General features: G+C 59.0%; 7 protein-coding genes. All 7 read left to right on the top strand.

The genetic code is table 11. The features are described 5' to 3' along the window. The first annotated feature begins 4 nt into the window (after window positions 1–4). The 7 genes from ABU190_RS04285 (at window position 5) to ABU190_RS04315 (ending at window position 13,607) form a co-directional block, all read left to right on the top strand. Entirely contained in the window at window positions 5–304 is a 300-nt protein-coding gene (locus ABU190_RS04285) for a PAAR domain-containing protein (RefSeq protein ID WP_079497383.1), read from the top strand. Between the two features lie 3 nt (window positions 305–307). Next, on the top strand, window positions 308–742 hold the full coding sequence (locus tag ABU190_RS04290) for a GPW/gp25 family protein (protein WP_079497384.1): 435 nt from the start codon (window positions 308–310) through the stop codon (window positions 740–742). Beyond that, window positions 726–4,409 (top strand): hypothetical protein, encoded by a 3,684-nt coding sequence (locus tag ABU190_RS04295; protein WP_354690494.1) that lies wholly within the window; start codon window positions 726–728, stop codon window positions 4,407–4,409. The genes ABU190_RS04290 and ABU190_RS04295 overlap by 17 nt, the downstream gene beginning before the upstream one ends. Further along, a complete protein-coding gene (locus ABU190_RS04300) occupies window positions 4,409–7,261 on the top strand; it encodes a hypothetical protein (RefSeq protein WP_354690495.1) in 2,853 nt (950 codons plus the stop codon). Before ABU190_RS04295 ends, ABU190_RS04300 begins: the two co-directional genes overlap by 1 nt. Continuing rightward, window positions 7,248–10,559: a contractile injection system tape measure protein gene (locus ABU190_RS04305; protein WP_354690496.1), complete on the top strand. Its 3,312-nt coding sequence runs from the start codon at window positions 7,248–7,250 to the stop codon at window positions 10,557–10,559. Before ABU190_RS04300 ends, ABU190_RS04305 begins: the two co-directional genes overlap by 14 nt. A gap of 62 nt (window positions 10,560–10,621) precedes the next feature. Then, window positions 10,622–12,364 (top strand): hypothetical protein, encoded by a 1,743-nt coding sequence (locus tag ABU190_RS04310; RefSeq protein ID WP_354690497.1) that lies wholly within the window; start codon window positions 10,622–10,624, stop codon window positions 12,362–12,364. Window positions 12,365–12,383: 19 nt separating this feature from the next. Next, on the top strand, window positions 12,384–13,607 hold the full coding sequence (locus ABU190_RS04315; protein ID WP_354690498.1) for a hypothetical protein: 1,224 nt from the start codon (window positions 12,384–12,386) through the stop codon (window positions 13,605–13,607). The last annotated feature ends 24 nt before the right edge of the window (window positions 13,608–13,631 follow it).

Here is a 13,631-nt window from a genome sequence, read left to right on the forward strand (position 1 = left end):
AACGATGCCGCCAGCCGCAAGACTGACCGATTTTCATCAGTGTCCGATGGTGACGCCAGGGCTTCCGCCGATCCCCCATGTGGGCGGCCCCATTATTCAGGTGGGGTGTCCGACAGTGCTGATTGGCAAACTTCCTGCCGCCCGACTCGGCGACATGCTGGTCTGCGTCGGGCCGCCGGACACCATTATCAAAGGGTCTGCAACGGTTTTTATTGGCGGTTTACCGGCGGCCAGAGTCGGGGATCAGACCGCGCACGGGGGCTCAATTGTGATGGGTGAATTCACGGTCATTATCGGAGGCTAGGGGATGAGTGAGAGTGATTTTCTTGGTCGCGGCTGGCAATTTCCCCCCGCATTTTCAGGGGCCATCCGGCAAGTGTCGATGAACAGCGCGCAGGATAATATCAATCAGTCGATCGATTTGGTGCTGCGTACCGCGCGCGGCGAACGCTGCCTGTTGCCCTATTTCGGCAGTGAATTACGCAGCTTTCTGTTCCGTCAGCCGGATGCGACCCTTAAAGATGAAATCATCCAGTCCGTGCGCCTCACGCTGCTTAATGACGAGCCGCGCATCACCGTTGAATCCATTGATGTCTCTTTTACGCCAGAGCCTGCCATGGTGGTGATCCATATCGGTTATCTGATAAGGCAAACCAACTCGCGGCATAACCATGTCTTCCCGTTCTCTCTGCTGGAAGGGACTAATCTGACCGTGGAGCAGCAGGGTGCGCATCAACGTTGACATCAATGCCCTGGCGGGCGACATCAACCGGCGACTGGATCCCGAGAGCATTGCCATTGATGGCCGTGATATGCGCGATCGTCTGGCATTTGTCGCCGCTATCGCTGATCTGATTGTCTTTTACGATGAGCACAACCAGGCGGCGGGAAACTGGCGCGCGCTGGTGTTAAAAGAGCCCGCGATTCTGCTGGCAGTGATCGGTAAAACGCCGTATCAACCCCTGCGTTTTCGTTTTAACCAATTGCAGGAACGGCTAAAACAGTTTCAGGCGCTGCCTGCCGCCGCCACCCCGAATACCGAAGATAAACAGGCGGTTGCGCATCTGTTTTCTCTTCTGGACAGCATGTTCGGGCAGATCAATACCTGGCATCACTATTTGCCGCAGAGTGCCGTGACCTTTCCGTTGCAGAAATTCGTTAGCGAGGAGGTCAACGCGACCCTCTCGCCGTGCCTGTGGCGGCGGGTGGATATGCAGATTTGGCTGGCGCAAGCCTGGCCTGATTGCACCTTGCCGGGCCTGGATCTCAGTGCGTTTGGCGATGCGTGGCAATTTCGCGGCGCGCAGTTTTCCTATCCACGTTCGCCGCAAGAGGTCATGAGTACGCTTGAAAGACTCTATCAGCAGGTCTTTTCGTTCTTCGTTCAGGTGATAACCCACGCCAACAAGGCTTTCGATGCATTAAGCGAAGAGCAGAACGGTTTCCCCGATACGGCGTTGATCATTGCCTTTAACCGGCTACTGGAATTTTCCCGGACGGGCCTGAACACCTTTAGCGGCCGTCATCTCGACTTTTACTATCAGCAGCTTTTGCACCAACAACAACGCACGGCACAGCCGGATCATACGGTGATTTGTCTGACGTCGGTTGAGGGGATATCCCCGGTGATACTGCCTGCCGGTACGCCATTTCTGGCAGGCCAGGACCCGCAAAAACAGCCGATTATCTTTGCAAGTCAACAGCCGATAGAGATCAACACCGCCCGCCCCGGATCGGTAATCAGTTGCCGCTACGCAGAGGATGACAATGGCGACTGGCAGCAGTATGTGAACACGCTGGCTCCGTCGACTCAGGTCCGTCGGGACGCTGATAATACGGTCCTTGCCAGCGACTGGTTTGGGAACCGCGCGCCACAGACACAAACCCAGGGGTTTGCTTTTGCCAGCCCGATGTTATGGCTGGCGGGCGGTGCACGCGAAATGTCGCTGACCTTTACCTTCGCGCAGACGGTCGATCCCAAAGCCTGGCAGGGTGCGGCAATTGCCTTAAGCGGCGCACAACAGTGGCTGGATGCCACAGCCTGTGGCGTGTGGCAGCGGGGCGATAAACCGCAACAACTGGTGCTGACAGTGAACCTGAACAGCGCCTTTCCACCGGTATCGGCCTTCACTGCCGTGCCCCCCGCGCCCTTTGATATGACCGCCCCCTGGTGCCGGATTACCATGCCTGCGATGGTCGATTTGCGCCAGCCGCCGCGGCTGCTCAGCCTGACCATTGCGGTCAACGTGACACAGAGCGAGGCGTTAAGCCTCAGTAACGACAACGGGCCGCTGGTGGCTGACAAAGTCATGCCCGTGTTTGGTCCTATCCCGGAGGTGGGGCACCACTGTTACCTCAACGCGCCGGAGTTGTTCGGCAAGCCCCTCACCACGCTGAGTCTGCAACTGTTCTGGGATAACCAGCCGCCCGACTTTGCCCGCTATTACGCCACCTGGAACCACTGGGCGGATGAAGACGACGAAGAGGCGAAAACCTGGAGTAACAGCGCGTTTCGCGTGACCTGGCAGGCGAACAGCGCCATGGGCTGGCAGATATTACCGGCGATGCTAACGATTGTGCCGCCTTCTGATGACGCGCCGCCCCCGCCAGAATCGGCTGCGCGCCGTTCATGGTGGCAACGGATCTGGCAGCGGCTACACAGCACGCCACACACGTTTTCCCCGACAGAACCGCAGCTTCCGGGCGGACTGTTTGCCCAACAGGAGACGGGTAAAACCTGCCTCAATGCGCCTTCCAGTACCTGGACATTCCGCTTCCCGACGGCCCTGGCCTGGAATGTGGAGAGCGCATCGACCGGGCCGGGTATGCGGATGACCCTGATTGCGCCAGGGCCGGGGTTTGGTTTTAATCTCTACTCGCAACTGGTGGCGGATATCAGCCTGGAGAATGCCAAAGCGCTGATGTCGCTGTTTGGCAAAAGCGACACCACGCCGATGCCAAACCTGCCCTGGGTGCCAAAAGCCAATCGGGCGCTGGTCAATTATCAGGCGAGCCAATATCTCGATTTCACCCGGCCGCTGGCTGCAAACAACGCATTCACGCTTATTCATCAGGGGACCTTAACGGACTACTGCTATTTCCGTAAGGCTGCCGGGGAAGAGGCTGCGCAGATCTCACTGGCGACGATGGCATTACAGCCAGGTGCGACTAACACTGACGGGCTGGCGCTTTTCCAGGGCGTTAATCAGGCAGCAGGTTCACTCTTTATCTCTCTCTCACAGGTGGTGGTGCCGTGCCGTCTGAGTCTGTTTATTGAACTGACACAGGAGGCCAACCCGGATGGTGCGACGGCTGAGATCCAACTCTTTTACTGGAGTATTCACGGCTGGCAACCTCTTAGCGTAGTAAGTGATGAGACGGGGGGGCTACGCCGTTCCGGCATTATGGTGCTTGACCTGCCACAGGATATGGCGCTGGACTCTGCGGTGTTAACGGCGGCGGTGATGCCAGGGCAGCCGTGTGGCTGGCTGCTGATGACGCAAAATGTCGTGCAGCGGGTGCAGGTGGTGTACTGCAATACGCTGGCGGTGCGGGTACAACGCCAGTTTAACGTGACGTTGTCACCGGGCGAGCAACCAAAATTACCGGCAGGCAGTATTGTCGCACCGCTTATCACTCAGCCCGCCATTGCCGGGGTCATTCAGCCGTTTGACGCTATCGGCGGCAGCCCGGCGGAAGATCCTGTTATGTTTCGCCAGCGGGTTAGCCAGCGGCTCAGGACAAAAGATCGGCTGAGCAGCCAGTGGGATAGCCTGACCCTGACGCGTGAGGTGTATCCCAACGCGTTTTATACCCGGATGTTGCCGACGACCCGGCCTGGCGATCTGTGCGTCGGTGTGATCCCACGGTATGACAACGCTGGCGCTATCGGTGCGCTCCGCCCGGCGGTGTCGCCGGATGGTTTGCAACTGATCCAGCAATACCTCTCCCGACGCGTATCGGCAATGGCGCAGGTGTCGGTCTGTAATTTGCAATACGAACCCGTACAGGTGATAGCCACCCTGGTGATCGGTGCATGGGTCAATGCCAACGATTTACTGCATGCCCTGAACCAGGGGATCACGCTGTTTCTTTCGCCGTGGATAGACGCGGCGCAGGTGCAATACGCCATGTCGCTTGGGGTCAGCCATGCCGCAGTGTTGAGCTTTTTAGCCAGCTTCGACGGGGTGGCCGCCGTACAGCGCCTGCAACTGTGCAAGCCAGATGCCGACAACGGCGAGGAAAACCCTGCCACAGACGGCCTGCTGGTCCCGTCCGACGCGCGCCGGGTTCTGGTGTCGGCCTCGACGCATCAATTGACGTTTATCCGCGCGAATAACGACGGGCCTGCGCGCGCCGCCAGCGCAACGTTGTCGATGCCGCAAAATACCTTATCGGAGGCCTGGTGATGAGCGAGATGATACCGGCTATCCCGCTGGCGCAGCAGGTGACGCAAAACAGCATTCAGTCCGGCCCGCTGCCTGCGGATCAAAACATCACCTTTCTCAAACAGGAAGGCATTCGCTACCTCAAAGCGATAGCGGGTCAGACGTGGAGTAATTACAACGACAGCGATCCGGGTGTGACGATCCTTGAGCAGCTTTGCTATGCCCTGACCGAACTGGGCTATGTGAACAGCTTCCCCATTGAAGATGTGCTCACCGGCCCCGATCAACGTATTGCCTGGGCGCAGCAATTTTTTGCGGCCGAAGAGATTCTGACCACTGGCCCGATAACCGTTGAGGATTACCAGAGGCTGGTGCTGGATAACGTGCCGGAGGTTGATAACGTCTACCTGACGCCGCTGCTGCGCGGGCAGGTGCCTACCGGCTGGTATCAGGTGGCGGTAGACGTCGCGGACAAAGCGCTCCCGGCGCAAGACGACGCCGTAAACCGCCTGCTGGCGCGTATCGACAGGTTGCTTAACGGCCAGCGTAATCTCGGTGAAGGGTTTCTGGCACCGACGCTACTGAAAGCGCAGGTCATTAATGTTACCGCCACGTTGTTTATGGCGCCGGATGCCGATGCGCAGCAGGTATATGCGCAAATCAACCAGGCGCTGGCGGGCTATGTGGCGCCATTGGCCCCGCGCTGCGGCTATGGGGAGCTGCGGGCGCAGGGGCTGGATGCCTCCGCTATTTTCAACGGGCCGGCAATGCATAACGGCTGGATCCAGGATGGCACTGTTGCGGCGCAAAAACGCAGCGTTATCCGCCTGATGGATATTGTGGTCTGTCTCAGCGGCGTTGAGGGTGTGCAGGGCGTGGCGGGGTGCCGGTTTAGCGATACGGAAAACGACGATCCTGACAGCATTTCGCTACAGGAAGGCTGTGTCGCGCGACTGCGTTTTACGCCGTCATCCGCGCAAACAGAGGGGGCCACTGCGGGGGCGTCGGCGCAGCATGCGGCACTGAACGCGCTGGCCCAACTGCAGGCCCGGCACCAGAACAGCAGCATTGATGCGAAAATTGATGTCGCGCCCCCGTTGCCGGGTGGGCGTTATCGCAACATCGCGGCCTATTACTCGGTTCAGAACACCTTTCCGAATATTTATGCTATTGGGCCGAACTCATTGCAGGCCGATACGCCGGACTACCGGGTAGCGCAGGCGCGGCAGCTCAAAGGGTATCTGATGCTCTTCGACCAGGTGATGGCCAACCAGTTCGCACAACTGGCCAATCTGGGCAATCTGTTTTCGTTTGGCTTCACCCGAACGCCCGTCACCGGACCAGAGGATGTCGGGAGCTTACTGACCCGGCCAGATCCGCTGCGTGGTATTCCCGACCAGCCTGCTATTCAGACCCTGTTTTGCCAGCCGTTGTATAACGTGCCCGATGTCCAGGCGCTGCTGCTGGGCGGCGAGCGTTTTCAGTATATCGCGCCGGATGACCCCTCTGATGCCCGCCTGCAAACACAACTGGCGTGGCAACGTTTTCAGCGCGATCCCTTTAATGCGTATCACTATGGCCTGGTACAGGCGATGGAGAGTACAGAAACCGCGGAGCAGCGCCGTGATGAGATGCTCAGCCACCTTCTGGCGCGCCACGGTGAACCGGCTGACGTGTACAACGCCATTATTGATGCCCTGCAGTGGTCTGGCGGTAAGCTGAAAACCCGGATCGTGGTGAAAAGCACCTGGCTGCTGAATTTACAGGCGCTCTCTTCCCGTCGGGCGCAGGCAGGCGATAGCTGGCGCGCCACGCCCGTTACACCGCCGGGGCGCTATCACCTTTCACAGGAGGCGTATCGCCAGTGGAAGATGGCCTGTCCGCCGCCGATGGTGCCGTTAATTGATGCCTTATACCTGAAAAGTTTCGACAGCCCGCAAGCCATCACCGCCGCATGCGCCAGAACCACCCTCCCGGCCAGAGGCAACGATGACGTCCCTCTTACCCTGCAGGCGATACTCCAGTGGCGGCTACGCCTGAAAGAGGCGATTGTGCGCGAAGACGGCAATGTTCGCATTATCGAACGGGTGCTCAATGAAGACGGGGTGTGTCAACGTGACGGACAATGGGATCTGGCCAGGCTGGAGCGTCAGAGCCATTTGCCGGAGCAGGCCTTTGCCGATTTCAGCACATTCGAACTGAAATGCGCCATTTTGTTGGGCCTGCCTGCACATTTGCGTCTGCTGGCCGCCACTCTGGGGCGCTTATTACAACAGCCGCTGTTTGTTGAGTGGTTGTCGGCAGGCAGCGCGTCACCGTTCCGGCAACCCGAACGAGATGACCCGATCACTGGTGATGTGTCGCTGGAAAAAAACGCCGCGGGTTTAGCAGTATCCATCGGCAGCCGGTGCGTATTGCAACTGCCGGATACAGCGTCACTGACGGTCAGTGGCCTGCAGCAGTATGTTGATCAACTGGCCTGGCTGGGGGGCGTACGCCAGGGCATGGTGCTGGTTGAACAGGGTTTACTGCAAACACACCCGTCTGCAATGCCGCCGGATGACGCGGCGCCGATGAGTGGATTATCCGCCACGTTGGTGCTGCCGGATTATGTGATGCTAACCCGTGATCCTGCCTTTTTGCAGAGTCTGGATATGCTGCGGCAGTTGCACTGGCCGGGGCATATCGCTCTGGACATTCGGCAGTGCAATCTTGGGCAAATGACGACGCTTATCAACGCCTGGTGTCAGTGGTACAACCTGCGTCTACCGGACGTGACACAGTCCCCTCCAGCTTTTGCGCCACAGGCGACGACGGCGCTTCTCAATGCCCTGCATACCGGGGACAACGGGAGGTCAGATGACGGTGCCTGAGCATATGATCGCCCGCTGTGAATGGCAGACGCGCTTCGATCACCCCGCCAGCGGCGTCGCGTTGCAAAACGCAATCAGCCAGTGGAGCCAGCAGGTGATGCCCGCGATCCTGACGCGCTTTTTCGACCGCCACTGCCCGGCCACCGAGCGCTGGCGCATTGCGTCGCTTGAGCTGGATTTGGGGACCATCGATCTTGCTACCCTGGATGAGACGTTAGCGCAGCGGTTTGAAGCCGCGCTGGAGGAGGCGCTAAGTCGGGCGTTTCACCGCCAGGAGGTGCGTTTTCTCCCGGCATCGGTATTGCCGGGGCACGCGGTGGCGGGTGAGATGACCGATTTGGACGCGTTGCGCTGGTTTTTACTGCACGGCACGTCACCCTGGTGGCGCAGTGAGCGTCTCTCGTTGCTGCCACTGGTGGCGCAACTGTTACAAGGGGATGCGCAGCCCTTCACCCGGCTTATCCGCGACGTGGGACAGAGGGAGGTTGCGCGGCGGCGCATGGCCTGGCAATGGAGCGACAAACAGATCCGTCAGACCATCAGGCGGCTTGAGCCGTGGCATGCGGGGTTTATCTGCCACTATGCCGACAGGGTCATAGCCTGCCAGCAACAACAACGCATCGTACTGCGCCAGGACAGCGGGTTTAGCGGACAGCTATGGTACTGGATCCTGACCCATCTGCTGGTTGAGCGTGGAAGCTTATTCAATACCCGCCAGTTTGTCCGCGCCACACTCTGGCAAATGGCGCAGCACTATCAACTGGATTTCCGCCAGCTTGTGGCAGGCCTGGCCCAGGCGGTTGAACGCTTGCAGATAAGCGGGCGTGTCGCACCGCTCTTTTTGCAGGTGCTGGCCGATTTACAACATGAAGAGACCCGCGAGCCCGCGCCTGCGATGACGCAGCCGAATGACGATGACCTGTGGTTTCAGTTCCAGCGGCTGTTGCACCATCGCGCGGATAACTGGCGGCATAATGGTGATGTGGTCCATCTGGCGGAACTGCTGGCGCAACTTGCTGCGAAAGACCGGGCGCGAACGGCGGGCATCCTGCGTGAGGAAGGGCGCGCGTCGCAGGTGCGTGATTACCTGTTACAGCGGTTAAGTACGCCGCAACTGGCGCAACTGGTCGCCGTGCTGGAGCCGCGCGATCACCGCTTTATTATGACGCACATTACGCGCACCCAGGCGCTGTTGCGCCAGCGCCATCAGCCGCGACGGCTTATCTGGGAGGTGTTGCTGGCGTGGTTACTGGTCAATTCCGGTAGCCATTTCAGCCGCCGTCAGTTCGTGCAGGAAACCCTGATGGCTATCAGCGCCCGTACCGGCATTGACTATGTTCTGTTGTTGACGATGCTGATGCAGGCCGCCGTGCCTCAACCACATCCTGGCCATTTTGAACTGCTGGTCATTTTGCACGAGCTGGTTCAGCAGCAGCGTAAGCGACACCATGCGGGCAGTCATCGCTGGCAACCGCTACGTGATTATCTGCGTTACGGGCGTTTTACCATGGGTGGACACCCCAGCCAGGATGCGACTTCCCGGACAGCGTTGATTGCGCTACGCGCATTGCTGCTGATGCCTTCACCGCCCGGTGCGCTGCTGGCGGTGATACGCCAGTCGCGTACCGGCAGCGTTGATGAACAGGTTCTGGCCCGTCGTCTGCTGGCCATTTTGACCGTGCAGGGTGAGGCCACGCTCTCTACGCTGCATCGGCTGATGCGGCTACTGTCACCAGACTTAAGCGCTCCGGCGCTGGCACTGCTGGATACGCTGCGCCGCTGGAACCGACAGGGACGGCTGACGCAGTCCGGGGTAACGGTGGCGGATAACATCCTTGTCATCACGCTATTCCAGGCGCTGTTCGGGCATGCGGGTGGCGCCCTGACGTCCAGACAGTGGCTGTCGCGAGTGTGGACGCTCCTCGCTCGCCAGACGGCGACCACGATCCCGGAGATGGTCCGCCGCTGGCAGCAAAACGCCCGGACCGATCGGAGCGAGGGGAAATTAGATGCTGCACTCTATCCGCTGGCGCCGTCAGAGGTTCAACATCCGGCAATGGACGAGCGCCTGCGTGGCGCAACACAAGTTCACCTGCCGCGCCGCCAGGTGGCGGATACGCTGGCGGTGCCGGATGCCGCGTCTTCTCCCGAATGGGAACGGGCGGAGCAACCCGACGAGCCAGACGAATACCAGGATGCGCTAACGCGCTGGTTGATTTCCGGCATGCTGCCCGCACAGGTGATGACGGCGTCAATGTCTGTCGACGCATGGTTGCATGGGGTAATGCGGCATGACCTGAAGGGGTTTCGGCGGGTGGTTGCACCATGCTTTGACCAGCCGGCGGTGCGCTATCGGATGCTAAACCACCTATCGCTGGCGCAGTTGTGTGAAATTTTTACTTCTGCGGGTCAACGTGCGCCTGTCAGTGCCAGTGTGCTGCGCGAACTCTGTCTGCTTCTTCCCGCGCTGCCGTTGCCCTTTATCAGCCAGGCTGTCCGTCAGGCGTTGTTGCTGGCCGGTTTACTGGAAGGATGGTTGACCCGCGCCGGGGAGGTCAACGTATCCTGGCTTATTAACCAGCTCTGCTGGCGGCTATTACGCCACGGGGATTGCACAGTGGCGCAGTTGCGCGATGCGCTCAGCGCGCCCGGTCTGCCCGCCAGCCACAGCCTGCGACATCACCTTGAATATGCAAGCCGGACGCTACCTTTAGCGGCAGAAGAACAAAACGAGATCGCCCGCGAAACATTGGATGTGCCGGGCGTTTCATCACCGCAACCCTGGCCGGGTCCTGGGCCGATGGTTATCAATAACGCGGGCATCGTGCTGCTGCAAAGCTATATCAAGCCGCTTTTTGAGCGCCTGAAACTCATTCATCAAGACCAGTTTGTCAGCGCCAGCGCACAGCGGGCGGCTACGCACTACCTGCAATACCTCATTTGCGGGCAATCCCACAGCGAAGAGCATCACCTGATGCTGAACAAAGTGTTGTGTGGACTGCCACTCGCACAGCCGCTGGAAGGCGGTATCGAGATCAACAGCAACGAGACAGAGATCGTCCACAGCCTGATTCAGGCTGTGGCGCAGTACTGGCCCGCTATTGGCAAAACATCCGTGGCGGGATTTCAGGGTAACTGGCTGGTCAGGGGCGGCACCCTGACAGAAAAAAGTGAGCACTGGGATCTGGTGGTAGAGCGACGCGCTTACGACATTCTCATCCGTCGTTCGTCGTTGTCATACACCATTGTGCGATTGCCGTGGATGGGCAAACCGATTTATGTCACCTGGCCGATTTGAGCGGCGCTGTGACGGGGTAAGCCGTGGAACGTTAATCAACGAACGAAGGGGAAGGTGAAACGATGAACTCGTACCGGGAAAACGTGCAGAGCGCCGCTGGAAATACCCTTGCGGGCCTGTACGCGCAGCAGCAGCAACTGCAATCGCAGAACTGCAGCGCGCAATACAGTTTGTACTATGCACAGGGCGCACAGCTCAATGCCTATGAGGGCCTGACGGAGGTGAAACAACAACTGCTGGCCAGCCGTTTGATAAGCGAGCAGGGGGTGGAGTGCGATAACCTGGCGACCAATCTGGACGCGTCGGCGAAGCTGGTGCAACAGGCCACCGCGACCACCGTCACCAATAGCGCCGCCACGGCGGCGGGCATTCAGGCCGCGGCGAAGGCGATTTCGACGCTGGCGGCGGAGCTGGGCAGTGCGTTAAACATTGCCGCAGCCGCTTGTTACGGCACGGATATCTACCGAAAGACGCTCGAAGCCAATAGCTTTATCCGCACGACCGCCAATCATGCGGAGTACATCACCCGGCTGGCGATGGACGCCGCCGCGGCAAGCTCCGAAGTGATTGCCACCGATCTGGTGAATCAATCCGCGCTGGCCCGTGCGGCACTGAAAACGGTGCAAGGGGCGGCCAACGCTCAGTTTACCGCACTTTCCCAGCAGGTCGTTGCCGGGCAAACCACGCTCGCAACGGCCAGCAATGCTGAGAAGCTGGCCGAAGGGGTACTGGAGGATACCGGGCGCGAAATGCGCGCCATTAACAGCGCGGTGGAGGACTGCAATCGGGCGCTTAACTTCAATCTCATCGCCAGCGTCACCGGCACATTTGACGGTATTGCCGTGAGTCTGCATCCGTATCAGCAACCTTTCACCACCTGGCCGGAAGGCGCGGGGATCCACCTGGCAAGCGACATCACTATCCCTGCCGCGAATCCTGAACATTATGTCTTTATCGCGAAAGCGGAAAATGCCGGGAGCGTGAAACTCGAGCAGATAGAGGCGCTGTTTAATACCGAGCAGACGAAATATTTCCATGCGGTGACCGCAGATGACGGCTGGCAGGTGGTGCTGCCGGTGAGCGCATCAGGGTCAGCGGTCGCGGATATTGACGGTGATTTATTGGCCGCAGGCGTCAGTTACGTGGCGGGGGTATATGTCGTGCTAAGCCTGCCTTATCAGAAATATATCAATTCATTCAATAACATCCTCTCCAGTGTTTCGCTCCCCGTCACCCTGCAGGCCCCGCTTGGCCAGGCAAAAGGCATTGCCTTTAGCCCGGACAAAAAATCGGTGCTATTCACGCTACCGCCGCTGAGTGAAGACATCACCCAACAGGAATTTCGCGTCATGTTATTGCACTCAGGGCAGCCGTTGACCGGAGGCTTTATGACGAGTGAGGACACCGATGCACAAAGTGGCGATGCGGCGATCGGTTTTTACTTCAATAAAGCGATTGCCGAACAGGTGCCGGGCGCCAATTACCGTGTGGCGCATTGCAGCAGTACGCAACTGGTTGCGGGAGGACTCGAGCGCAGCATGAAAGCGGTTATCCCGGACGACATGACCGACAACTTTGGCGCGCTGTTGGTCCCCGGTATCGAATACCTGCCGGTGGTGCTGGCGGTGCCGTCAGCCATCAACATCAACGCGAATGCCTGGAGTAGCACATTGGCGTTCGGGGCGAGGGCGGAAACGCTGATTCCGCTGGCGGGCAGTCGTGAGGATGCGCCCGTTGTCGCGAAAGCCGCCGCCGCGGCCCCCAGCACCAGTGGCGATAACAACGAACACCCCACCGAAAGTTAACCCGTAAGGAGCGCAGAAGATGAAAAGCATGAAAAATGGCATTGCCGAACAGAAGAATGCCGAGATTGACGCGCTGACAAGCCAGGTGAATAAAGCGCAATTTCGGGTTAATCAACTGACGACTGTGGTGACGTCTCTGACGGCGAAACAGGCCAATTTCGCCGCACTGTTGGCCGATGCCGACAGTAAAAAAGACGCGGCGCTGGCGAACCTGAATCAGGCTAAAACCCTGGTGGCTAACGTCGAGACGCTGCAGCGTTACTCCATTCTGGTCAGCCAGCAGACGGACAAGAGCCTGAGAAACGTCAGGGAGACGAGCAACCACATGGCGGAACTGATCGAACAGTTGATCTTTTCCGCAGACGTGGTGGAGAAACTCTCGGGATTTGTTAATCGCCAGAAGGCGGCGAACAACGTGATTCCCGATGCGCTGGTCGCCGTATTAAACCAGGCCACAAGCGATGCCAATAACGCCGTGGCATTAACCCTGACGGCGCTACAAAGCAGCTATGCCAGCGCAGCCTCGGTGGACCAGGCAGGCAGCGTGTCGGCACTGGAAGCCAGACAGGCGCAGCAGTGGCTGACCCTGTTAACGGGAACCTCTGCGGATGTTCAGGAGAGCCTCGCGCAGAAACGGGTGAATGCGGTCATTAAAAGTGTTGAGAAGGTGCTCAAAGCGCTGGGTAAAGCACAGCGGGAGAACCAAAACCTGATGTCCCAGCAAAATGAGAAGACCCAGAAATATGAAGCGCAACTGGGGCAGCTCAACAGGCCTGTCACCCTTGAGGCGTCCGCCAGCGCTGTGTCTGCGGATAATGCATCAGGTGACAGTGTCACCTCAAATGACGCGGAGAGTGTCTCAGCGCAGAGCAGGAACGAAGAACTGTCCGGGCGTGTACTGAGCCTGCAACAGGAGGCTATCCAGGCCCGGCTGGCGATGGATACCGCGCGTCAGGAGTATCGCGACTCCAGCGAAACACTGAACAATCTGACCCGCCAGGCGGATTTCTATATCGCCCAACTCAACATTGTCATTCGCAGCCAGCAGGACAACGCGCTCTATACCCTGATTCAACGCGGTTATCAGCGCGCCGTTGAACGCTATCAGTCGGCCCTGGCGGCCAGCAATATGGCAAATACCCAACTGGAGTCTGCAAAATCCGAGCTGGCCCGCGCCACGGCGTCACTCAATTCGTTAAATGCCGGGCTGGGGGCGGCAAAAGCGGCAGCCTTTGCCGCGTAACGATTCGGCAGGGGTCGCGTTTAT

Origin of the sequence: Phytobacter sp. RSE-02 (genome assembly GCF_040578655.1) — a bacterium.
Taxonomy (GTDB): domain Bacteria; phylum Pseudomonadota; class Gammaproteobacteria; order Enterobacterales; family Enterobacteriaceae; genus Phytobacter; species Phytobacter diazotrophicus.

Coding starts and splice junctions, on each gene's coding strand:
- ABU190_RS04285 (WP_079497383.1), top strand. CDS start 5: ATGCCGCCAGCCGCAAGACTGACCGATTTTCATCAGTGTCCGATGGTG.
- ABU190_RS04290 (WP_079497384.1), top strand. CDS start 308: ATGAGTGAGAGTGATTTTCTTGGTCGCGGCTGGCAATTTCCCCCCGCA.
- ABU190_RS04300 (WP_354690495.1), top strand. CDS start 4,409: ATGAGCGAGATGATACCGGCTATCCCGCTGGCGCAGCAGGTGACGCAA.
- ABU190_RS04305 (WP_354690496.1), top strand. CDS start 7,248: ATGACGGTGCCTGAGCATATGATCGCCCGCTGTGAATGGCAGACGCGC.
- ABU190_RS04310 (WP_354690497.1), top strand. CDS start 10,622: ATGAACTCGTACCGGGAAAACGTGCAGAGCGCCGCTGGAAATACCCTT.
- ABU190_RS04315 (WP_354690498.1), top strand. CDS start 12,384: ATGAAAAGCATGAAAAATGGCATTGCCGAACAGAAGAATGCCGAGATT.